Below are 24,648 nucleotides of genomic sequence, written 5' to 3'. Positions count from 1 at the left end.
GTCGATCACCACTGTGGACCCGGCCGTCGCCGCCGCCCACTGATGAATGGACACCGAATACCGAAAAGCCGCCAACTACTGCGCGTCGTCGCGCAGATCCGCCTGATAGCGGCCCGGGGTCTGCCCGACGACTTCGGTGAACGCCTCGATGAAGCTCGAGGGGTTGGACCAGCCGCACTCCGTCGCGGTGTCGGTGACGGACCGGCCGTCGGTGAGATGGACCAAGGCGTGGTGGATGCGCAGAATGGTGCGCCACCGGTGGAAGCTCATGCCCAGCTCGGTGTGGAACAGACGGCTCAGCGTGCGGTCGCTCGCTCCCACGGCCCGTCCCAGCTCGGTCAGGGTGGTGGTCCGGCCGGGGTCGGCGTGCAGAAGGTCGGTGACGGCACGCAGCCGGTCGTCGCGGGGTTCGGGCAGGTGCAGGGACTGCTCGGGGGTCGCGGTGAGCTCGTCGATCACCACCGCGCGCAGCCGTTCATGGGCGCCGGGCCGGACCTCCCGCCGATCGGTCAGCGCCAGGAGCGCCTCTCGCAGCAGGGGGCTCACCGCGAACACGCTGGGGTGTGCCACGAGCGCGTCGCACAGCTCGGCCGGGATGACGACCAGCCGGGCGTCGGTCCTGCCGTAGAAGCGATGCGAGTGGTCGAATCCGGGCGGCGTCCACGTCACCCGATTGGCCGGGGCGACCCAGGTCCCGCGCTCGGTCGTGGTGGCCAGGGCCCCGGCGGCCGCGTACACCAGCTGACCCTGGGGGTGGGAGTGGGTGTCGAGGCGGTAGCCGTGCGGAAGCCAGCCTCCTCCGCTACGGGGTGATGTCTTCCGCGGCGTCGTCGGGGGCGGCGGGGAGGGCTGGCGGGTTTCCGGCATCGGCCGTCAGTTTACCGCCGCTCCCGGGGCCGCCCGGCCGCCGGCGCTACCTGGCGCGCCGATCGGACGACCACGCGGTGTTCTCCTGGGCGGCGATCTCGGCTTTGCGTGCGACGCCGATGACGCACGGGGAGCTGGGTGTGGTGCGGCCGTTGATGAGGAAGTCGAAGTGCCGTGCGCGTTGGATCGTGAATCCGGCATTGGTGATGGCTGGTTCGGGGTTCCGGGTGAGATTGCAGCCGCCGCCCAGCAGTGGCCACACCACGTTGGTGATCCGCTGCCGCCTTGCCAGGCCGGGGCGTGTCGATCGGATGTGCTCGTAGAAGTACAGAAGCCCGCCTGGTCGTAGTACACGGGCGGCTTCCCTGAGCGCGGCGGGGACGTCGGCGATCGTGCACAGGACGAGCGAGGCCACGACTCCGTCGGCGGAAGCGTCGGGGACGGGCAGCGCCTCGGCCCGGCCTGCGCGGACCTCTACCGGCACTGGTGACCCGGTCGACGACCGCTGTGCGAGTTCACGCAGGCGCGGCTCGGGTTCGACAGCGATGACCTGCTCGACCTTCGGTGGGTAGTGCGGGAAGTTGGCGCCGGTTCCCGCGCCGATCTCCACGATCCGGCCGGTGGTTTCGGCCAGCAGTTCCCGCCGGTGTTCCAGGGCGCCGTGGGCCTCGGCGAAGGCGTTGATCCTCGGGTAGACGCGAGCGAAGAGCGCGTGGCGTATCGGCTTCTCGCGGTCCGTCGCGGCGGCCATGTATGACTCCTCTCGGCGGCAGGACTCCGAGGCTACTACGACCGCATAGTAATTACTATGTGGTCGTAGTAGATAGGGAGTCTTGACCGGCGAGGCTCAGTGACCTCCTCCCCAGCAGACCAACGGAGTCGTCGACATCAGCCAGGCGGAGCCGGTGATCGCCCACAGGTAGAGCGCGGCCCCGGCGACCGTGACAGCCACTTGCCGGTGTTCCGGACGTACGGGCGGCGGTATCGCGCCCTCGAGCTGTGTGATCCTGACGGCGAGCAACGTGCGGTCTCCCATCGCGGCGGCGGGGGCGGTGTCCGCCCATCGGGGAGTGTCGCCGGCCTTCAGCAGTGCCCCGGCCACGGCGCCGACGCCGCAGTGAGCCATCGCGCAGCGGTCTGCCGCCAGTTCACGGTCGGCGGCGACCACCGTTCGCAGGTGACGCAGGAGCGGAAGCGCGATGTGGCGTGCCGCCAGGAAATCGGCCACGAGCGTTCTGAGCGGATCGCGCCCACGGACGTGCTCGGCCTCATGAGCCAGAACCGCACGCAATTCCCCAGCAGTCGCCGACTTCATCAGCCCGCTGCTGACCGTCACTCGGGGGCGCAGCAGGCCGTGGGTGAACGCGAAGCTACCGGCACTCTCGATCACATCCACTCGGGCGGTCAGGCCCGCCTGCCGGGCGGTGGTGCGTATGGCCGTATCGGTGACGGCCGTGGCGCGGACCTGGCGGTCCATGGCCCGAGTCGCGCTGAGTCCAAGCCAAAGCCGCCGGGCGGACCGTATCGCTCCAGCCGTAGAGAGGGTGAGCAGTGTGGCGCCGGCCCACGCGGCGCCCGACCGCGGGTCGGCACCGATCCCGTGATGGGTGAACTGCCAGGCCAGAGCTGCGACCAGACAGCAGCCGAGGAAGGCCACCGCCATGTGGATCGTCACGGACACCGTTACGAGAGTCCAGAAGGCCCGCTTGCCGGTCACGGTGACTGCTCCAAGAGCCGCCGAAGACGGTCCCGTAGCTGCGGATCCAGTGACGCCTCGGCGGCGAAATGCGCGACCGCGGCGTCCCCGTGCGCCCGCAGCACCTCCCGTACGGCGATCGCGGCCTCATCCGCGACGGTTGCCGTGTACGCGTAGCCACGCCCCTGTATGGCCCGATCGAGCAAGCGCTTCTCCGCGAGGCGAGTCATCACCGTCATCACCGTGGTGTAGGCCAGCGGGCGCTCCCGGCCCTCGTTGAGTCTGTTGAGTACGGCGCGGACCGTCACTGGCGCTTGGACCTCCCAGCACACCCGCATGACCGCGCTTTCCAGTGCCCCCAGGGTCACTGTGATCTCACCTCCGCAAAACATTGCTTGCCCACTACGCCAGGGTAGGAGGTTCGAACGCGTACGACGGTCCGGTGCGCATCCAGCCGCTGTACTCGTGCGCGCTGCCGCTCATGCTTTCCGCCCCGGGAGTCGCGGGCCTGAGTCGCATCGGGCCCATTTCGCGTGCTGTGCGCGAACTTGGCGCGAAGTCTCAGGTCCTTCTCGGGCGCTCCCGCACCAGTGCTAGTGTCACGGCATGGTTACGGTCCGGTTTCCCTCCGTTATGTCGTGGTGCCGCCTGTCGCGGCGGCCGCTGCGTGGGCTGTGGGTGGCGGCGCTTCTGCTCGGGCTCGTGTACGCGCACGGCGTGAGCGCGGAAGGCGTAGCCGGGCATCTCGCATTCGGTGCGGTGGATCAGGGCGCGACCGTGAGCCAGGGCGACACCGGGACGGCGTCCGTCGCCGCCGAGAAGGTGTCCGACCGCGGGGTCGAGTCACGGGTTGATCACCGCAAAGGCGACCATCACTCCTCTCACCCCGCGCACGAGTGTCTGGTGGGTCAGCCGCAGTACGGTTCCGGATGGGTGGCCCCGTGCCCGGCGGTGTTCAGCCGCGCGTCGGCTCCTCCGGCCGCGCCATCGGGGATGACCGGCCCGGTCAAGTTGGCTTCCAGTGAATGTCCATTGCCAGACTCCGCTGCCTGCGTGGTTCTGCGGATCTAGGCGCCCCCGCACCGTCGGCCGGTCGGCGTATGCCCGCCATACGCCTGGCCCGGCTCGGTGCTGCGTGTGCGCGGTGCTCCTGATCTCCCCGATCCGCTGGTTCAGCACGCTGGTTCGGGGACATTCGGGGCGCTGAATCCCGCCCTGCCGGTCTCTGTCCACCGCCCCTCCCCGCTCCGCATCGGGGGGCGGTGGCCCATGCGGAGGAATCGTTGCCGTTCCATCTTCATGTCCGCCCTGCTTCCTTACCTTCCTTACCGGGGTTTCCTTGGTATCGCTGCCTCGTCGCCGTTGTGTTGTGCGGGTTGCTGCTGGCGGTTCTGGACTGTGCCGGTCCACATGAGGCGTCAGGCCATCCGAGCGCTCGGGTGCCGATCGCGTCCGGGGGGTCCGCGCAGGCGGCATCGCCTGCGGACTCGGATGCCGAGGCGGTACCCAGCGCGGAGTCCTGCGCTCCACACGGCCTTGCCGGTCTGTCCGTGCCGAGGCCACCGGCGCCCTCGCGGGAGCTGGTACCGACTGTCGGGGTAGCTCCGGCATTCGCCATGGCGGCCATCCGCGCCGTGGCCCGCTCCGGGGAGGAGAGAAGCAGCCGGGTGCTGGCCGGGAGTTCCAGGCTGTCGGTCGTCTGCAGGTGGCGTATTTAGGCCGTGCCCGCCACCGCCGTCATGCCGGCGTACCTGAACGAGCGGCCCCCGGATCCGGGAAGCGCGCTACGGGGTCTCGCCGGGACGCGATCAGACCACCCGACAGCTTTTCACGCTCTGAAAAGAAAGCGGAGAGATGCACTCCTCGACCACCAGCGACACCGGTCAGCTGACCGCCAGGTCCGCCCTTTCCGGGCTGGTCGGCAACACCCCGCTCCTGCGAGTGTCCGAGCCCCTCGTCCCGGCGGGACGTGGCTTCTGGGCCAAGCTCGAGGGCTTCAACCCCGGCGGCATCAAGGACCGCCCCGGGCTGCACATGGTCCAACGGGCCCGGGCCCGCGGTGACCTGCGGCCCGGCGGCCGGATCATCGAGTCCACCAGCGGGACCCTGGGACTGGGGCTCGCCCTGGCGGGCATGGTCTACCACCACCCGGTGACCCTGGTCACCGATCCGGGGCTGGAGTTGTCCATGACCCGGTTGCTGACCGCGTTCGGCGCCCAGGTCAATGTCGTCTCCGAGCCCCACCCGACCGGTGGCTGGCAGCAGGCCCGCCGTGACCGCGTCCAGCAACTGCAGGATCAGCACCCGGGCTCATGGTGCCCGGACCAGTACAACAACCCCGACAACGTCACCGCGTACACCCCGCTCGCGCTCGAACTGGCCCGGGAACTCGGCCATATCGACGTGCTGGTGTGCAGCGTCGGCACCGGCGGACACTCCGCCGGGGTCTCCCGGGTCCTGCGCCAGCTCTACCCCGAGTTGACGGTCGTCGGAGTCGACACCATCGGATCGACGATCTTCGGTCAACCCGCCAGGCCCCGCCTGATGCGGGGGCTGGGATCCAGCATCTACCCCCGCAACGTCGCCTACGACCAGTTCTCGGAAGTGCACTGGGTGGCCCCCGCGGAAGCCGTGTGGACCTGCCGCCAACTGGCCGCGTCCCACTACGCCACCGGCGGATGGAGCGTCGGGGCGGTCGCCCTGGTGGCGGGCTGGCTCGTCCGGACCATGCCCGCGGAGGCCCGGATCGTGGCGATCTTCCCCGATGGACCACAACGCTACCTGGGGACGGTATACGACGACGACTACTGCGCCGCCCATGGCCTGCTGGGCTCACCCCCCGCGTCCGAACCAGACCTGATCGGCCGCCTGGACGAAAAGGAGGTACACCGCTGGACCCGGTGCACCACCGTGGCCGACCCCCTCACCCTCCAGGACGCCACCGAGGAGCCCGAGGAGGAGGTGGCGTAGTGAAGTCGCTGTTCACACAGGTGCGTTCCTACGAGCGCAGTGTCCAGCTGTTGATGGTGAACCAGTTCACCATCAACCTGGGCTTCTACATGCTCATGCCTTACCTGGCCGCCCACCTGTCCGGCAGTCTCGGACTGGCCGGCTGGCTCGTCGGACTCATTCTGGGCGTGCGCAACTTCAGCCAGCAGGGCATGTTCCTGGTCGGTGGCACGCTGGCGGACCGGTTCGGCTACAAGCCGCTGATCATCGCTGGATGCGTTCTGCGCACCGTCGGATTCGCCGCTCTCGGGCTCGTGGACTCCCTGCCCGCGCTACTCGCCGCCTCGGCGGCCACGGGGCTGGCCGGTGCCCTGTTCAACCCCGCGGTACGGGCGTACCTCGCGGCAGACGCGGGAGAGCGCCGGGTGGAGGCGTTCGCACTGTTCAACATCTTCTACCAGGCGGGAATCCTGCTCGGCCCGCTGGTGGGCATGGTCCTGACCGGCATCGACTTCCGTGTCACCTGCCTGGTCGCGGCAGCGGTCTTCGCCTTGCTCAGCGTCGTACAGATCCGCGCGTTGCCGCCCCGGAGGGGCCACAACACCAAGTCCGGTCAGGACACAGGGCGCGAGAGCGTGTTGTCGCAGTGGCGAGAGGTGGTGGCCAACCGGCCCTTCCTGCTCTTCTCGGTTGCCATGATCGGCTCATATGTCCTGTCGTTCCAGGTCTATCTGGCCCTGCCGCTGGAAGTGCGCCGCCTCGGCGGCGAGGGTGAGTCCGGAACGGTGGCGGTGGCATTGCTGTTCGCCGTCTCGGGACTGAGCACCATCCTCGGGCAGACGAAGGTCACCGCCTGGTGCAAGGCCCGGATGGCGCCGGGGCAGGCGCTGACCTGGGGGCTGTTCTCGATGGGTGTGGCGTTCGCACCGCTGCTGCTCGCGACCGCCGTTCCGGTGCCGGACGGTGGGGTGGGCCGCTGGCTGCTCGCCTCCGTCCCGCCCGCGCTCTCGGCATTGCTGCTCGCGCTGGGGACGATGATCGCCTATCCGTTCGAGATGGACACCATCGTCCGGCTCTCCGGGAACCGGCTCGTGGCCACACACTACGGGCTGTACAACACCATCTGCGGGGTCGGCATCACCCTGGGCAACCTGCTCACCGGTGCGGCGCTGGACGCCGCCCGGGCGGCGGGGATGTCCGCGCTGCCGTGGCTCGCGCTGCTGGCACTGGGCCTGGCCTGCGCCGTGGCTCTGTACGGGTTGCACCGCACCGGCCGCCTCGCGGCACTGCCCGCGGCTGAGGCACGGCCCGCGGCCGCCTGACGGGCCATGGACGGGGACGGAGCGGCGGACGGGGATCAGCCTCGTTCGCCGCTCCTCACCTGCGTCCGATCCACGGCAAGCGGCGGTTACATACGGGTTCCGTGCCGTGCCGGAGCTGCTTCGGCGTCGACTGCGCGACCCGGGTGGCGGTCCTTCCCGAGCAGGGCGGCTATGAGGACGGCGCCGAGCGCGAGGAGGGCGGCGGCGATGGAGAGCGCGTGGGAGAAGCCCTCCGCCGCGGCCCGCCGGGGGCCTTCCGTCGGGGTCAGGGCCTTGCCGCGGCGGGTGGCCAGAGCGACCAGGACCGCCACGCCCACCGCGCCACCGACCTGTTGGACCGAGTTCAGGAAGGCCGAGCCGAGACCGGCGTTCTCCTCGGTCGTGCCGGTGAGCGCGGCGACGGTCAGGGCGGGCAGACTCAGTCCGCAGCCGAGGCTCGTGACGAGCATGCCGGGCAGCACTCCGGAGGCGTAGCCGTCGCTCGGCGCCACTCCGGACAGCAGCATCAGTCCGGCCGCGCTGATCAGGAACGACAGGATGAGCGTCCGGCGCATGCCGAGCCCGGCCACCGCCCGGGAGGAGAACCACATACCCGCGAGGATCCCGGCGCCGTAGGGGAGATAGGCGACGCCGGCCGCGAGGGGGCCATAGCCCAGCACGGTCTGCAGATGAACCATCAGCAGGAAGGCCATCGCGAAGAAGGCGGCGGAGAACAGCAGGGTCGCCCCGTTGGCGACGGCGCGGACGCGGAAGGACAGGAACGACAGCGGTACCAGCGGCTCAGCGGTGCGTGCCTCGACCGTGACGAACGCGAAGGCCAGGACGACGGCGAGCAGCAGGGGTCCGGCAGCGGCCGGGCGCCCCCAGCCCGACTCGGTCTGGAGCAGACCGTAGACGAGGGACACCAGGGCGCCGGTGCCCAGTACCGCACCGGGTACGTCGAGGCGTACCGGGCGGCTGGTCCGGCTCTCCGGGACCAGGCGCGGGAGCAGGGCAAGGGCCATGAGGGCCACCGGCAGATTGATCAGGAAGATCCAGCGCCAGGATGCGAGGCCGGTCAGCGCACCGGAAATCACCAGACCGGAGGTGCCGCCCAAAGCCGCGACGGCGCCCCAGACACCGAGTGCCCTGGCACGCTCCCTGTCACCGGGGAACAGGAGGGTGATCAGCGCCAGCGAGGCCGGGCCGGCCATGGCAGCTCCCGCCCCCTGGACGAACCGTCCCCCCACAAGCTGCCACGGTTCCCGCGCCAGCCCACAGAGCAGGCTCGCCGCGCCGAACAGCGCCACCCCGGTCAGGAAGACGCGTCTGCGGCCCCACAGGTCGGCCATGCGGCCGAAGAGCAGCAACAGTCCGCCGAAGGCGAGGAAGTAGGCGTTGACGACCCAGGCCAGGCCGGCGGCGGTGAAGTCGAGATCGTCGCGGATGCTGGGGAGCGCCACGCTCACCACGTTGTCGTCCAGGACGAGCATGAACTGCACCAAGCACAGCACCACCAGGGCCGGTCCACGGCGTCCGGTGGCGGTGACCGCCGCCGAAACCGGCGACCCGTTCGTCACGCGGGGGCGCCCACGGCGCGGATGAGGGATCGGCATACGACGACGCTATGCAGGGGCCGTTCTGTCCGCGATGCGCTACAAGGCCAGGCCATAACGCCTTGGGGACATACGCTGGGCGGCATGACCGAGGCCATCGTGGGACCCGTACCGCCCGGGGTCGGCGCCATCGTCGTCGAACATTTTCCGCTGGCGTCCGGGCAGTGGTTCGCCCGGCATTCCCACCCGCAACACCAGTTGGCCTGGACGCGGCGCGGCGTACTCGGCGTCGCCGTCGACGACGCCTACTGGGTTCTGCCACCCACCCGGGCGCTGTGGCTGCCCGGGGGGATCGTTCACCGGACCGGCGCGACGCGTGACGCGGTGCTGTGCAGCCTGTACTTCGAACCCGACCGGTGCCATCTGGACTGGTCCGACCCCACGCCGGTCGGCGTCGACGGGCTGCTGGCCCACCTGATCGCCTACCTCAGCCGGAACGACCTCCCCGACGACGCCCGGCTGCGGGCCGAGGGAGTCGTACTGGATCTGCTGCGCCCGTTGCCGAGCACACCCATCAATGTGCCGACCCCGGCCGACGACCGCGTACGCGCCGTCACCGAGGCGCTGCTCGCCGACCCCGCTGACCCCCGCGGCCTGGAGGCGCACGCACGGGCCGTGGGAGTGAGCCGACGCACCCTCACCCGGCTGTTCGTCCGCGACACCGGCATGACCTTCGACCGCTGGCGCACCCATGCGCGACTGCGCGCGGCCCTCTCCCTCCTCGCGGAAGGCCGGCCCGTCTCCCGGGTCGCGCACACCGTGGGCTACGCGACGCCAAGTGCGTTCCTGGCGGCGTTCCGGCGAACCGTCGGGACCTCCCCGGGGCGCTACCTGAACGGCGACACCTCGTTGACGTCGGACCCGGACCGAGATCGGCTGTAGCGGCCCCTATGCGTCGGTGGTGCCGAGTGCCGCGCTCTTGCCCATCCGGTCGGCGTCGCCCTTGACGACGTAGACCTCCCAGGGCTCCTTGCCGGGGCCATGGACCCAGACCTTGTCCTGGAGGGCGTAGCAGCAGGAGGTGTCGTTCTCCTCGAAGGTGGCGAGCCCCGCGTCCTTGAGGCGGTCGGTGGCGGCGGTGACCTGGTCGGTGGAGGTGACCTCGACGCCGAGGTGGTCCAGCCGGGTCTCCTGGGCCGCCTCGCCTTCGATCAGGACGAGCTTCAGTGGCGGCTCGGTGATCGCGAAGTTGGCGTATCCGGGGCGGCGCTTGGCGGGTTCGACGCCGAAGAGCTTGGAGTAGAACGCCACCGAAGCGTCGAGGTCGGGCACGTTCAGGGCGAGCTGCACGCGGGACATGGCAAGGTCTCCCATCGGTTTGTATCGATGTTCTTCGATGCAACATTGCGCCTTGGATCGAAAAACGTCAACATAGAGGAATGTCGAAACAAGAGCTTGTGGTGCTCGGCCAGGACGGCGTCGACGGCTGCTGCCCAGGGCTGCTGACCGCTCCGCTGGACGAGGCGCAGTCCGTCGAGCTGGCCAAGGTGTTCAAGGCGCTGGGCGATCCGATCCGGCTGCGGCTGCTGTCGATGATCGCTTCCCGGGCCGGAGGCGAGGTGTGCGTCTGTGATCTCACTCCCGCCTTCGACCTGTCGCAGCCGACGATCTCCCATCACCTGAAGCTGCTGCGGCAGGCCGGGCTGATCGACTGCGAGCGCCGTGGCACGTGGGTCTACTACTGGCTGCTGCCGGAGATGACCGACCGGCTCGCGGGTATCCTCACCCGCCCCGCCGGGCGGCCTCTGCCCGAGCCCGCCGGGACGGCGGGGGACGCCTGATGGCCGCCGACCCCACGGCGTCTTCGGCTGCTCCGGTTGGTGCGCGCCTGACGTTCGTGGATCGCTTCCTCGCGGTGTGGATCCTGCTGGCGATGGCGGCGGGCCTCGGCCTGGGGCGGCTCGTCCCCGGCCTGGGCGACGCCCTGGCGAAGGTCACCGTCACCGGCGTCTCCCTGCCCATCGCGCTGGGCCTGCTGGTGATGATGTATCCGGTGCTGGCCAAGGTCCGCTATGACCGCCTCGACACGGTCACCCGGGATCGGCGCCTCCTGGTCCCCTCGCTCGTGCTGAACTGGGTCCTGGGCCCGGCGGTCATGTTCGCGCTCGCCTGGCTGCTCCTGCCGGACCTGCCGGAGTACCGGACGGGCCTGATCATCGTCGGCCTGGCCCGGTGTATCGCCATGGTCATCATCTGGAACGACCTGGCCTGCGGCGACCGCGAAGCGGCCGCCGTCCTCGTCGCCCTGAACTCCGTCTTCCAGGTGATCGCCTTCTCCGCGCTCGGCTGGTTCTACCTCACCGTGCTGCCCGGCTGGCTCGGCCTGGAACGGACCGGTCTCGATATCGGCGTGTGGGAGATCGCCCGCAGCGTGCTGATCTTCCTCGGCGTCCCCCTGGCCGCGGGCTTCCTCACCCGGCGCCTCGGCGAGAGGGCCAGGGGCCGGGCCTGGTACGAGACGAGGCTCATCCCGCGCATCGGCCCGTTCGCCCTGTACGGGCTGCTGTTCACGATCGTCGTCCTGTTCGCCCTCCAGGGCGACGCGATCACCTCACGGCCGGTGGACGTGGCGCGGATCGCGCTGCCGCTGCTGGTGTACTTCGCCGTGATGTGGGCCGGGTCCATGGCACTGGGCAAGGCCGTGGGTCTGGACTATCCGCGCTCCACGACGTTGGCGTTCACCGCCGCGGGCAACAACTTCGAACTCGCCATCGCCGTCGCCATCGCGACCTTCGGCGCCTCCTCCGGGCAGGCCCTGGCCGGAGTCGTCGGCCCGCTCATCGAGGTTCCCGTGCTGATCGGCCTCGTCCACGTGGCCCTGGCCGCCCGCCGCTACTTCCCCCGGCCCACCGCCCCGACCGCCGAGCAGGCCCCCGCCCAGGAAGGCTCCGCCCGTGTCTGACCTCCAGAGCCCCGAGAGGCCGTCCGTGCTGTTCGTCTGCGTCCACAACGCGGGCCGCTCCCAGATGGCCGCCGCCTTCCTCACCCACCTCGCGGGCGACCGCGTCGAAGTCCGCTCGGCCGGTTCGGCGCCCGCCGAGCACGTCAACCCGGCCGTGGTGGAAGCCATGGCGGAAGTCGGCATCGACATCGCGGCGGAGATCCCGAAGGTGCTGACCGCCCAAGCCGTGCAAGCCTCGGACGTGGTCATCACCATGGGCTGCGGCGACGCCTGCCCCTACTTCCCCGGCAAGACCTACCTGGACTGGAAGCTCGACGATCCGGCCGGGCGGGGTGTCGCGGCGGTGCGGCCGATCCGTGACGAGATCCGGGCCCGCGTTGACGGCCTCGTCAGCGAACTCACCGCTGGAGGCCGCGGGTGACCCCGCACGCCGAGACGATCCGCGTCACCGGCCTGACGGGTGCTGTTGGTGGCCACGCACGAGACATCCCTCAGCCCAGCACCCGCCCGAGGAAGCCGCGCAGGTAACCTGCGACGACGTCCAGGTGGCTCTCCAGCAGGAAGTGTCCGCCGTTGATCAGGTGGATCTCGGCGTCCTTGGCGTCGCGAGCGAAGGCTCGCGCACCGGCCGGGCCGAAGATTTCGTCGTTGCGGCCCCACACGGCGAGCACCGGGACCTCGCTGGTGCGCAGGAACTCGTGGAGCAGCGGGTAGAGCGGACGGTTGTTCTGGTAGTCGCGGAACAGCGCCAGCTGGACCTCGTCGTTGCCCTCGCGGGAGACGAGGGCGAAGTCGTGCTCCCAGGTGTCCGGGCTGACCAGGCTCGGGTCGGGCACGCCGTGCACGTACTGCCAGCGGATGGCGTCGATGCCCAGCGCGGCGCGGACGGCGGGTTCGGTGGCGGGGCCGGGGTCCGCCCCGTAGGCCCAGACGTCGGTCCAGAACGACTCGACAAAACCGTCCTCGTAGCCGTTGCCGTTCTGGGTGACGAGGGCGGAGATCCGTTCGGGGTGCCTGAGCGCGAGGCGCCATCCGATGGGGGCGCCGTAGTCCTGGACGTAGAGGGCGTAGCGGTCCAGGCCCAGTTGGTCGAGCAGTCCGGAGGTGATTTCGGCGAGGGCGTCGAAGGTGTAGGTGAACTCCCCTGCGAGAGGGGCGGCGGAGTGGCCGAAGCCGAGGTGGTCCGGTGCGATGACATGGTAGTCGTCGGCCAGCAGCGGGATGAGTTCGCGGAACATGAACGAGCTGGTCGGGTAACCGTGCAGCAGGACGATCGCGGGGGCGTCGGCGGAGCCGGCTTCCCGGTAGAAGATCTCGTGGCCGCCGACGGTGGCGGTCCGGTGGTGCACCGAGCTCATAATAACCCCTTTGAATGCTTGATCCGGTTAGTCCTTCGCCATGCAAGCATGAGTTGAGCTAACCTGTCAAAGGATTCAATCTGGTTAGATGGGGTGACGCCCGATGGACGAGCTGCTGGACCTGCTCAACAGCAGGCCACTGGTCAACGGCGAGGAACGGGACGCGCTCGGCGACCCGGCCAGGGGTAGGCGCTGGGCGCGGGAGCACGGCGGCGAAGGCAGCCTCGCGGAACTGGCGCTGCTGCGCGAAGCACGGGACGCCCTGCAGCGCGTAGTGCGCGGAGAAAGCTCGCCCGCCGCGTTGAGCCCGCTGCTCGAAGGGGTCCACCAGATCCCGGAGATCACTTCGGATGGTCTTCGGTGGACGGTCAGGACTCCGCCGCACGCCCGGCTGGCCGTCGAGGTGGTCCTTGCCTGGGCCGCCACCGAGGAGCGACTGCCCGGCCGACTGCGCCCCTGCGCCAACGACCAGTGCCGGCTGTTCCTGCTCGACCGCAGCCGCGCCAACCGCGCGCGCTGGTGCTCGATGGCCGTCTGCGGCAACCGCGAAAAGGCGCGCCGCCACTACGAACGCACCCGCTGACCCGGCCCCCACGCGCCTCCCACTCTTGTGGATGCCCCGCGCGCGGAAATCGGTGTGAGGGGAGGCGTGGGTCGAGGGCACGTTCCGATGCACTGACGGAGTCGGCCGGGGAAGTCCGTCGCCGCCACTGGTCCTGATAGGTCGTCGCCGGTCAGAGGGATCTTGTGGGGGCTGTCCCTCCTGCGAGCCACACGCGGGTGACCGCCGCGTGGGGACGACTCCAGGGCACGAGATCCGTAGCGTCTGAGCCGGCCACGACGATGATTCCAGGCTTGCCGCCGACCCCAAGAAGCTCACGTCGACGACCGAACCGAGGGGTCTTGGGGCCTCGCGCCTTGCCTGGGGCGTCACTAAGTGACATTCTGTCGTTGGGAGACGCCAACGGGAGGCGAGGTGCCATGGTCACGACGCAGAAGCGCGACGGAGGGGGACGCCGTCTCCCGGCGTTTCGCCGCGATCAGCACGGCCACCGGCGGAGTCGTCGGCGATCCCGCCGCCTGACGTCCACCTCGCGGCCGGCCGTTTCCCTTGCCCGTTGCCCGTTGCCCGTTGCCCCTCGCCCGCCATCCGCCATCCGCCATCCGCGCGAGCAGGGGAGCACCGAGCAGCCGGTGGCTCAAGAGCCCCAGCCTCCGCAAGCCGGTGCGGACGCAGCCGTACAGACCAATGCCTACCTGGTGAGTGATCTCGCATGACTGAACCTCAGCCCCTACGCCCCACCGACCCGGCGCCCGGTCCGCACGGGCCGGGCAGGTCCCCGGGGGGCCAGACGAAGCAGACACCGCTGGAGCAGATGGGCGGCACCACGGGCCTGGTGTACATGATGCTGCCGGTCGTGGCCTTCGTGCTTGCCAACGCCTCCTACGGGCTGACCGCCGCCATCTGCACCGCCGTCGGCGTCTCCCTGGCCATCTCCGTGTTGCGACTGGTGCGCAAGGAGTCGATCCAGCCCGCGCTCTCCGGCCTGTTCGGCGTCGCCGTCGCGTCGTTCGTCGCCTGGAAGACGGGATCGGCCAAGGGCTTCTTCCTGACGGGCATCTGGGGCAACGTCGCACTCGGCGTGCTCTTCCTGCTCTCGGTCCTCGTACGCCGGCCGCTGGCCGGAATCGTCTGGGGCTCGCTCAACGGCACCGGCACCGCCTGGCTCAAGGACAAGCCCTCGCGCCACTACTACGACATCGCCACCCTCACCCTGGTGGGCGTCTTCGCCGCCCGGGTCGCCGTACAGCAGTGGCTCTACGAAAAGGACGCCACCGGCTGGCTCGCCTTCGCCAAGATCGCGATGGGCTATCCCCTTCTCGCCCTGGCCTTCCTGGTCGTGCTGTGGGCGGGCCGCCGCTCGGGCAAGCGACTCACGGCCCTGGCCGGAGGACCGCGGCCCCCGCGATCGGCCTGACCGCCGACCCCGACATGACCGCCGACCCCTGTTGGAGCCCTGAGGAGAGAAATGGACCAGTCCCTGCCCCAGAGCCAGTCCCTGCCCCAGAGCCAGTCCCTGCCCCAGAGCCTGTTCCTGCTCTGCTACACCGTGGACAAGGAGAAGTTCGAACTCACCAATCTCCAGGGCCGCGGCCAGTTGCTGCGCGCCGCGGCACTGACCGTGCTGACTCTCGACGGGCTGCTCAGCGCCGCCGGAAAGAAGGTCGTCCGGCTGCCCACAGAGCCGCCGAGCGATCCCTTCTTGGCCGACGTATGGCGCGACGTACCCGCGGAGAAGCCCAAGAGCTGGCTTTCGCTCGTCCACAACAAGGCGCACACCGCCGAGAAGCCCATCCGCGAGCAGCTTGCCGCGACGGGTGTGGTCACGATCCGGCACGAGAGGCGGCTGGGGCTGCTCGCCGTCGACCGGGTCATCGTCAACGATCCGCAGCGGGTACTGGCCATGCAGGAGAGGGTGCGCGACGCCGTGCTCCACGGGTCCGATCCGGCAGCGGTGCCGATGGAGGAGCTGACCATGGCCGTGTTCGCGGCCGAGACCGAGGTGACCAGTGTGTTCTCCGGTAAGGAACGCCGTGAGCACGAGCAGGCGCTCAAGGCCCTCGCCGCACATTTCGACGACGCCGTGCCCGGTCTGCGCAAGGCGCTGCGCGACTCGTACCTGTCGAGCAGGGCCGTCGGAGGCGGCTGGGGCGCATGAGCACCGACCACATGGTCGTTCGTCCGCTGGGTGCGTTCGAGCGGTCCATCGATTTCTCGCTCCAGGAGCGGCATCCGTTGCTCGGGGCGGCGGTTGACCGCGCCGCGCCCGAGGACGTGTACCGGGTGTCCGAAGACACGATCCCGCTCGAGACAGCCGCCGACGGCACTCCATGGCAAGCCATCGTCGCCGTCGAGCAGACGCGGTTGATCCCGGGAAGCGCCGCTCACGACGCGAAAGACTTCCGGACGCTCTCCCGCCGTACCCGCGCATCGCTTGCCCAGCAGCGCACACCGGCCGCGCTGAAGACCGGTTCCGCGGCTCTCGCCCGGCATGCCCCGTCGAGCGCCCGTGCCACCGAGGCCAGGCGAGCACATTCTCGGTGCCGTCACGACCGGCGGGCGGCTACGGATGTCGGAGCTCACCCATGATCCGGTCGCCGGACTCGTCCCGGAGATGGGCGCCGTACTGGCCGGGGCATGCTCCGAAACACCTCACGGATGAGCGTGTCCAGGCCACCACGCGGACCGATACCGTGAACGCGGCCCGTGCGAATTCCCTGCGTTTCGCGGTGCTGGGGCCGGTCAGGGCGTGGCGTGGCGTACGTGAACTGGACCTGGGTTCGCCGCAGCAACGCGTGGTGCTGGCCGCGTTGCTGTTGCGGCGCGGGCGGCCGGTCACGGTCGCCGAACTGGTGGACGCCGTGTGGGGTGATGAGCCGCCGCCGGCGGCCGTGTCCGTGCTGCGCACCTATGCGTCGCGGTTGCGGAAGGTGCTGGAGCCGGGGCGGGACGCAGGTGAGTCCCCGCGGGTGGTGGTCTCGGCCGCGGACGGTTATCTGGCGCGGGTGCCGGAAGGTTCGGTGGATCTGGGTGTGTTCGAGCAGCGGGTCGCCGAGGCGAAGAAGCTGCGGGCGACGGGTGCGATGTCGGCCGCCGCGGATCTGCTGCGGGCCGCGCTCGACGGGTGGGAGGGGACACCGCTGGCCGGTCTTCCCGGTCCGCTGGCCGAGGCCGAGCGTTCCCGGCTGGCCGAGAAGCGGCTGGCCACGCTGGAGTCCCGTCTGGATATCGAGGTCCGGCTGGGGCGTCACAGTGAGGTGATCGCCGAATTGGCCGCGCTGACCGGTGAGCATCCGCTGCGGGAGCCGCTGTGCCGGCTTCTCATGCTGGCGTTGTACCGGTCCGGGCGGCAGGCCGAGGCGCTGGCGGTCTACCGCAGGACGCGCGGCACCCTGGCCGCCGAACTGGGCATCAACCCCAGTGCGTCACTGCGGGAGCTCCACGGCCGCATCCTGACCGCCGACCCCACACTGGACCCCACTTCGCCGGAGCCGGAGGCCGAGCCGTGGGTGTCACAGGCCGCCGGGCATCTGGCCCGCCCCGCGCAGCTACCCGCCGACCTGACCACCTTCACCGGCCGTGAAGCCGAACTGAGCCAGATCCAGGCCCTGCTGCCCGGCGACGCGACGCCTCCGGCCACGGTGCTGATCAGCGCGATCGGCGGTATGGCGGGCGTCGGCAAGACCACCCTGGCCGTGCATCTGGCCCACCGCCTCGCCCACCGCTACCCCGATGGACAGCTGTACATCAATCTGCGCGGCTTCGACCCGACCGGCTCGGCCATGCCCCGCGGTGAGGCCATCCGTATCTTCCTCGACGCGCTCGGCGTCCCCTCGCAGCGGATACCCGCCCACCTCGACGTCCAGGCGGCGCTGTACCGCAGCCTGCTCGCCGACCGGCGGATGCTCCTCCTCCTCGACAACGCCCGCGACGCGGAACAGGTCCGCCCCCTGCTCCCGGCCTCATCCGGCTGCCTGGCCATCGTCACCAGCCGCGACCAGCTCACCGGCCTGATCGTCAACGAGGGGGCCCATCCGCTGACGCTGACCCCGCTGACCCGGGCCGAGGCTCATGGCTTCCTGGTGCGCCGCGTCGGCCCCGAACGCCTGGCGGCGGAACCCGAAGCGACGGACGAGATCATCACCCGCTGCGCCCGGCTGCCCCTGGCCCTCGCCATCATCGCCGCCCGCGCCACCGCCCACCCCGGATTCCCGCTCGAAGCCATCGCCAAGGAGCTGTGCGACAGCCGGGGCAGCCTTGACGCGTTCGCCGGGGGCGAGCCCGCCATGGACGTACGAGCCGTCTTCTCCTCGTCGTACGAGGCCCTGTCCGCTCCGGCCGCCCGGCTGTTCCACCTGCTGGGCCTCCACGCCGGCCCGGACATCTCCGCACCCGCCGCCGCCGCCCTCGCCGGGCTTCCCCTCCGCGAGACCCGCGGCCTCCTCGCGGAACTCACCCGCGCCCATCTGCTGACCGAAGACTCACCGGGCCGCTACGCCCTGCACGACCTGCTGCGTGCCTACGCCGCCGAACGCGTCTCCACCGAGGAGACACCACAAGAACGGGACCGTGCCACCGAACGACTCCTGTGCTGGTACCTGCACACCGCCGACGCCGCCTACCCCCACCTCACCCCCCACCGCCGCCGGATCCCCCTCCTCTCACCACCTCCCGGCTGCGACCCCCTGACCTTCACCACCCACGACGAAGCCCTCACATGGTGCGAGGCCGAACGTCCCAACCTCGTCGCCGCAGTGCACCAGGCCGCCACATCCTCCCGGCCCCGCCTCGCCTGGCAACTCGCCGCCGTCCTATGGGGATTCTTCTGTCTGCGCGCCCATCTGCACGACTGGCTCGACACCACCCGGATCGCACTCGACACCGCCCGCGACACCCACGACCGCGTGGGCGAGGCATGGAGCCTCAACGACCTGGCCGTCGCACTGACCGTGACCCACCGCTTCGACGAGGCCATCGACCACCTGAAACAGGCGATGACCCGCTGCCGGGAACTCGGGGACACCCCCGGCAGGTCCCAGGCCATGGGCAACCTGGGCAACACGTATCTTCAGCTCGGCCGGCTCGACAAGGCCGCCGAATACATCCGCCGCTCACTCGTCCTCGACCGGGCGCACGGCAGCGCCTGGGGAGAGGGCGTCGCCCTGGCCAAGCTGGGCGACATCTACCAGCGGCTCGGCCGCTTCGACGAGGCCATCGACCACCTGAGGCGATCGCTGACCATCCTGCGCGCCGGCGGCAACCGCTGGGGCGAAGGCGTCACACTCGACATCCTCGGCACCGTCCACCACCGGCTCCACCGCCACGACGACGCGATCCAGCACTACCGCCAGGCCCTCGGAGCGCTCCGGGACATCGGCGACCGCTGGAACGAGGGCGAAACCCTCGACCACCTCGGCGACACCCTCCTGGCCGCGGGCGACCCGGAAGCGGCCCGCATCAGATGGCGACAGGCCCTCGCGGTCTTCGAGGAGTTCGGCCATCCCGACACCGAGGAGATCCGGGGCAGGCTCCGCCGCTTGGACGAACGCGGGCCGGACGCAGAGGGCGTCTGATCAGCGGGCCATCAGGCCTTCCGGACAACGGGCGACGGCCCGCCCGCCAGGGCAGCAACGCGTCGCCGCCGCCGTGCGCGACCTTCCCGGGCGGCGGAAACCGCGGCTCCACCTGTCAATCGAGCGTCAAAGCGATGTGGAACCCCGCTCGTCACACTTCCCCCGACTCGGGACCACCGAGATCGGCCCCGAGACCTGTACCCCCGCAGGGTCACGGAACAAGGAAGTGCGAACGTGAGCTGGACCATGATGGGTTCCTCGGGTGCGGTGGGCCCCCGGGAACGCGCGCTGCGCACGCTCTACGACGAGCAGGCCGGCGCTCTGTACGGATACGTGGTGCGTCTGTTAAGAGGCGACCGGCACAGGGCCGAGGACGTGGTGCAGGAGACGCTGCTGCGCTGCTGGCGCACACAGGACCTGGACGTCGGCCGGCCGATGCGGCCGTGGCTGTTCAGGGTCGCCCGCAACCTCGTCATCGACGACTACCGGTCGCGCATGGCCCGCCCCCAGGAGGTCAGCACCGGCACCTGGCTGGACGACGCGCTGATGGGGCCCGACGACCTGGACCGGCTGCTCTCCTCATTGCTTCTCAAGGAGGCTTTCCAGCAACTGTCCGCCAAGCACCGGGAGGTGCTGTACGAGACGTACTACTCCGGCAGATCGACCCGCGAGACGGGCCAGTTGCTCGGCATCCCACCGGGGACCGTCAAGTCGCGCGCGCACCACGCCGTACGTGCCCTGCGGCTGGCCATGGGCGTCCCCGAAAGCGCCGACGCCGAGGCCGGCGGGGAGCCCCCAGGGGCCCGCGAAGCTCAGCCCTTGGCCAGGTCATACGGGCGCGGCCTCCAGCACGGAGACCAGGGACGCGGAGGACGACACCTTGACGAGCTCCAGACCGGCTCGGTGGAACAGGGCCTCGAACTCCTCCGCGCTGCGCTCCCGTCCGGTCGACAGTGCCATCATGTTCAGATCCATCAGTGGTTCCAGACCCGGCTTGCCGACCTCGTCGATCAGCAGCTCCATCACCAGCACCCGTCCGCCGGGCCGGAGCGCCTCCCGGCAGTTGCGCAGGATCCGTACGCAGGCATCGTCGTCCCAGTCGTGGAGGACGAATTTCAGCAGGTGCAGATCGCCGGAGGGCACCTGATCGAAGAAGTCGCCGCCCACGAAGGCGAACCGGTCCGTGACGCCGAGACTCTCGGCGGATGCGTCCGCCTCGGTGCCCGCGTGTGGCAGGTCGAGCACCATCCCGGTCAGTCCCGGATGCCGCCCCATCAGGGTCTGGACGAGGTTTCCGCCGGCGCCTCCGACATCCACCGCGACCTCGGCGTCCTTGATGTCGATCACATCGGCCAGCTGATGGGCCAGATTGTGTGTCATGGCGGTCATGGAGTTGGTGAAGACCTCTGCCTCCCCGGGGTGGGTGGCGAGCCAGTCGAAGAACGGCGCGCCGAGGGCGGCCCGCGCCGGGGTGGTGCCGGTGCGTATCGCGTCGGCGAGCCGCCCCCAGGGCAGCCAGTGCGATTCGGCACCGCCCCACAGCGCCAGATCACGCAGCGAGTCAGGGGTGTCGGTACGCAAGGTGTCGAGCAGGGACGTACTCTCGAACCGCTTCCCGTCCGTCGACGTGGCCAGGCCGAGCGAGGCGCACGCGCGCAGGAACCGGAACGTCGCGTCGGGGTCCAGCGACTCCGCCGCGGCCACCTCGGCCGCGGTGGCCCCACCCGGGTGGAGATGGTCCGCGATGCGCAACTCGGCCGCAGTCCGCACCACCTGGGTGACCCAATAGCCGGTCATCATCTGCATCATCCGCCCCGTGTCACCTACAGGCGGACGGGCAGAACCAGCCGCGACGAATGAGTGTTCGAACAGCGCCATGTGATTCCCTCGACTTCTCGACTCGGAAGCGGTGTGAGCCCCGAGCGACTCGGGGCGTACGGTGGCCCACGGCGTCTCTCGCTGAGTCGCTCCATTGCGCGGAGCGGCCACCTGTAGAGAACGAACGGACGGACACCGGAAGCGGTTCAAAAACCGTCCACCACTTCACCGTCGCGGGCGTCGCGGGCGACGAGCATGCTGCTCGCCGAGCTGGTCGGGCCGGATGGCGCGGTGATCGACGCCGACATGAACCCAACCAACCATCCTCGGGCCGAACAGGACTCGTTCGACCGTGTTCAGACGCTGGGTGGCCGACCGGTCCCCCGGCACACCCATGGCGTCAGCGAGGGGAGTCGATGTTCCGCCAGCTGCTCGCTGTGCTCCGCAAGCGTCCGCCGCCCGGTGCGGGTGTGACACGTGGGGGACGTGTGGCGCAGTGAAAGTGAGGCGGCTGGTTGCCGGCGAGTTGGATCCACAGGTTCTCCGTGACTGCGGATTTCCGTCACCGGTACGGGCGGAGAGCCCTGCCCGTACCGGAGTCCGCGCCGGTGCCGGACCGCGGTTGTGGTCACGGTCGTCTCACACAAGAGATCACTGACGAAGGAAGCGTGCATTATGTACAACGCCCAGATCGAGACCCGCGAGATATCCGACGCCGACCTGGACGGCGTTGCCGGCGGCGCGGCCGGCGGGCTGGCCCTGCAGAGCCAGCCGGGCAACCTGGAGGGTCTCGGCGGCGTCGAGCTGGCTGGCCACAGCGTCGTGGTGGACGGTGCGGCGAACCTGCAGAGCGGCCAGGCGAGCCTCAACGTCACCGCCGTCTGATCAGCCGCAAAGGCTGAACATCCTCGAGGCCTGAAGGCCCTCGGCCACACGGCGGATTCGAGGGATCGTTGCAACACAAGTGATCAACTGGCTGTTGGCCAGGAGCTAGCGAGGCGCTCGGCTGGGGTTTCCCAGCCGAGTGTTTTGCGTGGTCGGCTGTTGGGTTTGGCTGCGACGGTGTCCAGGCCCTCACGGGCGTGGACGCCAGGGTGAGCTCGACGTACTACTACTTCGCCGCCTGGCGGGACGACGGAACCGACCAGGCCATCCACCCTGGTGGTGCCGGCCACGCAGAGCGTCCACGCAGCCGCCGGGGTCCTCGCCCAGCAGCCGCCGGGGTCCTCGCCCAGATGACCGGCCACGATCCGGCCAAGCGGGTGCCGGGCCGCAAGCGTGGCCCCTCCGTGGTTCTCGCGTGTTCGCGGGGTTTCCCGTCCTCATGTGTGCCGAATCCGTGCCGCGCCGGGCCGCTGTGGGTCTTGCCGCGGCCGGCAGTGACACCGCATGAGGATCGAATGGCGGGAAGGTGGGGCTGCATCGTCACCCCGCGGGGGCAGCCACCAGCGTGCGCACAGTCATGGGCTCGGCCAGGACACGGTCCAGGACCTGCCTGACATGCAGAAAGTGGGCGGTTGTGAAATGTCCCTGCAGAGCCCCCGGGCCGGTCCACTCCTCGACAACCACCATGCGGGCCGGACGGTTGGGGTCGACGTAAGGGCTGTACGCGAGACAGCCGGGTTCGTCCAGAGATGGTTCGATCATCGCTTCCAGGGCGGTGCGCAGACGGTCCTCCTGGCCCTGGGCAGCCAGGCATTCGGCAATGACGACGAGGGACATGTGCGGCGATCTCCTTGTGAGGTACGGCGGTCCTTGTGGAGTACGGCGGCTACGGGCAAGCGGGGCCCGTGCCCGCGCCGGATTCGGTGATCGCGGCGGCGATCTCGTCGAGGTCGGCCCGCGTCAGTTGAACCGCGCCGGCCGCGACCCAGCCGTCGACCTGGCGGGGCGTGCGGGCGCCGACGATGGCGCCGGTGATGCCCGGCCAGGCCAGGGCCCAGGCGATGGCGACTTCGGCGACGGTGGCGCCGTGCCGGTCGGCGACGGGCCGCAGCGCGTCGGCCAGGCGGAGGTTGGCGGTCAGGCCCGTGGTGAAGTCATGGTGGGCGGAGCGCCAGTCGTCGTCGGACAGGCTCGCGGCGCGTTCGGCCGAGAACGCGCCGGTGAGCAGGCCGGACTGGAGCGGGGAATAGACGATCACACCGGTGCCGTGGGCGTGGGCCCAGGCGATCTCAGGCGCGGCCGAGCGGTTGATGGCCGAGAACGGAGGCTGGATGACGTCGACATGGGCGATCCGCTCCGCGGTGTCGAGTTGCTCGGCCGAGTGGTTGGACAGACCGATTGCGCGGACCTTCCCCTCGGCCTTGAGATCGGCCATGACCTGCCAGTACTCCTCCAGCGGGGTGGCGTTCGGGGAGACGGACCCGTAGCCGTCTCCCGCGTACTCCAGCGATTCGCCGCTGTCCGGATAGTGCGCCTGGTACAGGTCGATGCGGTCGACCCCCAGACGCCGGAGGGAGTCCTCGACCTCGCGGCGGACGCTGGCCGGCTTCATGATCCGGTGGGGTGCGGCCTGCGGGTTGTCCGGGTCCCAGACCAGCCCGGCCTTGGTGAAGATGTAGGGGCGCTCGGCCTCGGACAGGTCGGCGATGGCCTTGCCGACAAGTTCCTCGGAGTGCCCCAGCCCGTACACGGCAGCGGTGTCGATCCAGTTGACGCCCGAGGCGACCGCGTGGCGGATGGCCGCGATGGACTCGTCGTCGTCGGTGGCGCCCCAGGCGAAGCGCCATCCCGCGCCGGACACCGCCCAGGACCCGAAGCCGACGCGGGTGATGTCCATGTCGGTGGCGCCGAGCGGAAGGGCCGGCAGGTTGGTCGCGCTCATGTCGCGTATCTCCCCATACGGTTGGAGGGTTCCGGGGCCGGGCGGGCCGCCGGTCTGCCGGAACCGTTCCGGCGTCCACCACTGTGGTGCCGGCCGCCGGGCCGACCCAGTGGCAGCCCATGCCTGGGCACGGCATGACCAGGCAAAGACACCCGCGCACGGCGCCGGGCTGTGAATACTGGCCGCATGGCACTGGACCGACGTACAGAACTGGGCGAGTTCCTCCGCTCCCGCCGGGCACGGCTGCGGCCCGAGGAACTGGGGCTGCCGGACTACGGGAGCCGCCGCCGGGTGCCCGGGCTGCGCCGGGAGGAACTGGCCCAGCTGGCCGGGGTGAGCGTGGATCACTACGTCCGACTGGAACAGGGCCGCACCCTGCACTTCTCCGAGGAGGTGCTGGACGCGGTCGCCCGCGCCCTGCGTCTGGAAGCGGTGGAGCGCGAGCACCTGTACCGGCTGGCACGCCCCGTACCCCGGTCGGAACCGGGGCGCGGGGACGGCGAACACCGCCCTCAGCAGGTACGGCCGGGCCTGCGCCGGCTCCTGGACTCGACACCTGACGTCCCGGCGTACATCGTCGGCCGCAACACCGACGTCCTGGCCTGGAACCGTCTCGCAGCAGCCCTGATCACCGACTTCGGCGCGCTTCCTCCCCAGCAGCGGAACCTGGCCCGGCTGGTCTTCCTCGACGAGGGGATGCGCGATCTGTACGCCGACTGGCGCGGCAAGGCCAGTGACGTGGCCGCCTACCTCCGTCTCGACGCCGCACGCCACCCAGACGATCCGCACACGGCGGAGCTGCTCGACGAACTCACCACCGCCAGCCCGGTGTTCCAGGAGGTCTGGGCGGAGCACCGCCTCAAGGACAAGACCCACGGACGCTACGTCTACCGGCACCCCATAGTGGGCGAGTTGGACCTCCGCTTCGAGACGCTACGTCTGCCGGACGACCCGGACCAGGCCCTGATCGCCCACACCGTGGAGGAAGGCTCGTCCTCGCACACCGCGCTGCGGCTGCTGGCCGCCTGGGCCGGGGAAAGGACTCCGGTCGGCTGAACACCCATCCGCCGTCACGCCCCGCCGTCACAGCCCGCCCGAGACAACCTGGTCACGACGCCTTCAGCAGCGCGTGCAGGGGCGTCTGCGGGGAGTCTGCACCCATGCCGGCATCTGACATTC

At 70.2% G+C, this 24,648-nt stretch carries 23 protein-coding genes and 1 pseudogene; 14 read left to right on the top strand and 10 right to left on the bottom strand.

The window, feature by feature from the left end; translation table 11 throughout:
• Nucleotides 1-75: 75 nt before the first annotated feature.
• The 4 genes from ACMTAK_RS21395 to ACMTAK_RS21380 all read right to left on the bottom strand — a co-directional run bounded on the left by ACMTAK_RS21395 (nucleotide 76) and on the right by ACMTAK_RS21380 (nucleotide 2,931).
• Complete coding sequence (locus ACMTAK_RS21395) at nucleotides 76-867, bottom strand: helix-turn-helix domain-containing protein (protein ID WP_413807710.1); 792 nt, start codon at nucleotides 865-867, stop codon at nucleotides 76-78.
• Between the two features lie 46 nt (nucleotides 868-913).
• Nucleotides 914-1,618: a class I SAM-dependent methyltransferase gene (locus tag ACMTAK_RS21390; RefSeq protein ID WP_413807709.1), complete on the bottom strand. Its 705-nt coding sequence runs from the start codon at nucleotides 1,616-1,618 to the stop codon at nucleotides 914-916.
• Between the two features lie 96 nt (nucleotides 1,619-1,714).
• Nucleotides 1,715-2,548, bottom strand: a complete 834-nt coding sequence (locus ACMTAK_RS21385; RefSeq protein ID WP_413807708.1) for a M56 family metallopeptidase — start codon at nucleotides 2,546-2,548, stop codon at nucleotides 1,715-1,717.
• A gap of 32 nt (nucleotides 2,549-2,580) precedes the next feature.
• Nucleotides 2,581-2,931, bottom strand: coding sequence for a BlaI/MecI/CopY family transcriptional regulator (locus tag ACMTAK_RS21380; RefSeq protein ID WP_413807707.1), 351 nt, complete (start codon nucleotides 2,929-2,931; stop codon nucleotides 2,581-2,583).
• A 1,486-nt stretch (nucleotides 2,932-4,417) separates the two neighbouring features.
• On the opposite strand from ACMTAK_RS21380, the gene ACMTAK_RS21375 reads away from it, so the two are divergent.
• Nucleotides 4,418-5,533: a PLP-dependent cysteine synthase family protein gene (locus tag ACMTAK_RS21375; protein ID WP_413807706.1), complete on the top strand. Its 1,116-nt coding sequence runs from the start codon at nucleotides 4,418-4,420 to the stop codon at nucleotides 5,531-5,533.
• The gene (locus tag ACMTAK_RS21370; protein WP_413807705.1) at nucleotides 5,533-6,834 is read left to right on the top strand and encodes an MFS transporter; all 1,302 of its coding nucleotides are present in this window, start codon (nucleotides 5,533-5,535) and stop codon (nucleotides 6,832-6,834) included. The genes ACMTAK_RS21375 and ACMTAK_RS21370 overlap by 1 nt, the downstream gene beginning before the upstream one ends.
• Nucleotides 6,835-6,920: 86 nt before the next feature.
• On the opposite strand, the gene ACMTAK_RS21365 is transcribed toward ACMTAK_RS21370, so the two are convergent.
• On the bottom strand, nucleotides 6,921-8,429 hold the full coding sequence (locus ACMTAK_RS21365) for an MFS transporter (protein WP_413807704.1): 1,509 nt from the start codon (nucleotides 8,427-8,429) through the stop codon (nucleotides 6,921-6,923).
• Between the two features lie 84 nt (nucleotides 8,430-8,513).
• Between ACMTAK_RS21365 and ACMTAK_RS21360 the strand changes: the two genes are divergently transcribed.
• On the top strand, nucleotides 8,514-9,311 hold the full coding sequence (locus ACMTAK_RS21360) for a helix-turn-helix transcriptional regulator (protein ID WP_413807703.1): 798 nt from the start codon (nucleotides 8,514-8,516) through the stop codon (nucleotides 9,309-9,311).
• A gap of 6 nt (nucleotides 9,312-9,317) precedes the next feature.
• Here the strand turns inward: ACMTAK_RS21360 and ACMTAK_RS21355 are convergent, their stop codons facing one another.
• Nucleotides 9,318-9,728, bottom strand: coding sequence for an ArsI/CadI family heavy metal resistance metalloenzyme (locus ACMTAK_RS21355; protein WP_413807702.1), 411 nt, complete (start codon nucleotides 9,726-9,728; stop codon nucleotides 9,318-9,320).
• An 80-nt stretch (nucleotides 9,729-9,808) separates the two neighbouring features.
• Between ACMTAK_RS21355 and ACMTAK_RS21350 the strand changes: the two genes are divergently transcribed.
• From ACMTAK_RS21350 to ACMTAK_RS21340, 3 genes are all read left to right on the top strand, one after another.
• Nucleotides 9,809-10,210 (top strand): ArsR/SmtB family transcription factor, encoded by a 402-nt coding sequence (locus ACMTAK_RS21350; protein ID WP_413807701.1) that lies wholly within the window; start codon nucleotides 9,809-9,811, stop codon nucleotides 10,208-10,210.
• Nucleotides 10,210-11,331, top strand: a complete 1,122-nt coding sequence (gene arsB / locus ACMTAK_RS21345; RefSeq protein WP_413807700.1) for an ACR3 family arsenite efflux transporter — start codon at nucleotides 10,210-10,212, stop codon at nucleotides 11,329-11,331. Before ACMTAK_RS21350 ends, arsB begins: the two co-directional genes overlap by 1 nt.
• A 64-nt stretch (nucleotides 11,332-11,395) precedes the next feature.
• Nucleotides 11,396-11,752, top strand: a complete 357-nt coding sequence (locus ACMTAK_RS21340) for an arsenate reductase ArsC (protein ID WP_413812959.1) — start codon at nucleotides 11,396-11,398, stop codon at nucleotides 11,750-11,752.
• A 70-nt stretch (nucleotides 11,753-11,822) separates the two neighbouring features.
• Here ACMTAK_RS21340 and ACMTAK_RS21335 read toward each other — a convergent pair whose 3' ends face one another.
• Nucleotides 11,823-12,689 (bottom strand): alpha/beta fold hydrolase, encoded by an 867-nt coding sequence (locus ACMTAK_RS21335; RefSeq protein WP_413807699.1) that lies wholly within the window; start codon nucleotides 12,687-12,689, stop codon nucleotides 11,823-11,825.
• 103 nt (nucleotides 12,690-12,792) lie between these two features.
• On the opposite strand from ACMTAK_RS21335, the gene ACMTAK_RS21330 reads away from it, so the two are divergent.
• The 6 genes and pseudogenes from ACMTAK_RS21330 to ACMTAK_RS21305 all read left to right on the top strand — a co-directional run.
• Nucleotides 12,793-13,272, top strand: coding sequence for a CGNR zinc finger domain-containing protein (locus ACMTAK_RS21330; protein WP_413807698.1), 480 nt, complete (start codon nucleotides 12,793-12,795; stop codon nucleotides 13,270-13,272).
• 691 nt (nucleotides 13,273-13,963) lie between these two features.
• Nucleotides 13,964-14,668 (top strand): DUF3159 domain-containing protein, encoded by a 705-nt coding sequence (locus tag ACMTAK_RS21325; RefSeq protein WP_413807697.1) that lies wholly within the window; start codon nucleotides 13,964-13,966, stop codon nucleotides 14,666-14,668.
• Between the two features lie 51 nt (nucleotides 14,669-14,719).
• On the top strand, nucleotides 14,720-15,409 hold the full coding sequence (locus ACMTAK_RS21320) for a GOLPH3/VPS74 family protein (protein ID WP_413807696.1): 690 nt from the start codon (nucleotides 14,720-14,722) through the stop codon (nucleotides 15,407-15,409).
• Nucleotides 15,406-15,840, top strand: a complete 435-nt coding sequence (locus ACMTAK_RS21315; protein WP_413807695.1) for a hypothetical protein — start codon at nucleotides 15,406-15,408, stop codon at nucleotides 15,838-15,840. The genes ACMTAK_RS21320 and ACMTAK_RS21315 overlap by 4 nt, the downstream gene beginning before the upstream one ends.
• Before the next feature lie 104 nt (nucleotides 15,841-15,944).
• Entirely contained in the window at nucleotides 15,945-18,824 is a 2,880-nt protein-coding gene (locus tag ACMTAK_RS21310; protein ID WP_413807694.1) for an AfsR/SARP family transcriptional regulator, read from the top strand.
• 246 nt (nucleotides 18,825-19,070) lie between these two features.
• Nucleotides 19,071-19,562 (top strand): annotated as a pseudogene (locus tag ACMTAK_RS21305) (sigma-70 family RNA polymerase sigma factor); the annotation flags it as partial.
• A 90-nt stretch (nucleotides 19,563-19,652) separates the two neighbouring features.
• On the opposite strand, the gene ACMTAK_RS21300 reads toward ACMTAK_RS21305, so the two are convergent.
• The gene (locus tag ACMTAK_RS21300) at nucleotides 19,653-20,633 is read right to left on the bottom strand and encodes a methyltransferase (RefSeq protein ID WP_413807693.1); all 981 of its coding nucleotides are present in this window, start codon (nucleotides 20,631-20,633) and stop codon (nucleotides 19,653-19,655) included.
• 684 nt (nucleotides 20,634-21,317) lie between these two features.
• Here ACMTAK_RS21300 and ACMTAK_RS21295 point away from each other — a divergent pair.
• Nucleotides 21,318-21,527 carry a type A2 lantipeptide gene (locus tag ACMTAK_RS21295; RefSeq protein ID WP_413807692.1) on the top strand — a complete coding sequence of 70 codons (210 nt, stop codon included), beginning with the start codon at nucleotides 21,318-21,320 and terminating at the stop codon, nucleotides 21,525-21,527.
• A gap of 540 nt (nucleotides 21,528-22,067) precedes the next feature.
• On the opposite strand, the gene ACMTAK_RS21290 is transcribed toward ACMTAK_RS21295, so the two are convergent.
• Together ACMTAK_RS21290 and ACMTAK_RS21285 are read right to left on the bottom strand one after the other, a co-directional pair.
• On the bottom strand, nucleotides 22,068-22,364 hold the full coding sequence (locus ACMTAK_RS21290; RefSeq protein WP_413807691.1) for a putative quinol monooxygenase: 297 nt from the start codon (nucleotides 22,362-22,364) through the stop codon (nucleotides 22,068-22,070).
• Between the two features lie 49 nt (nucleotides 22,365-22,413).
• Nucleotides 22,414-23,469, bottom strand: a complete 1,056-nt coding sequence (locus tag ACMTAK_RS21285) for an aldo/keto reductase (RefSeq protein WP_413807690.1) — start codon at nucleotides 23,467-23,469, stop codon at nucleotides 22,414-22,416.
• 186 nt (nucleotides 23,470-23,655) lie between these two features.
• Here ACMTAK_RS21285 and ACMTAK_RS21280 point away from each other — a divergent pair, with 186 nt between their 5' ends.
• Entirely contained in the window at nucleotides 23,656-24,525 is an 870-nt protein-coding gene (locus ACMTAK_RS21280) for a helix-turn-helix transcriptional regulator (RefSeq protein WP_413807689.1), read from the top strand.
• Nucleotides 24,526-24,648 lie beyond the last annotated feature (123 nt).

This window comes from Streptomyces lacaronensis, from assembly GCF_047337785.1.
GTDB classification, from domain to species: Bacteria; Actinomycetota; Actinomycetes; order Streptomycetales; family Streptomycetaceae; genus Streptomyces; species Streptomyces lycopersici.
Note: the sequence above shows the minus strand (reverse complement) of the source record. Positions and strands in the feature narration are given on the sequence as shown.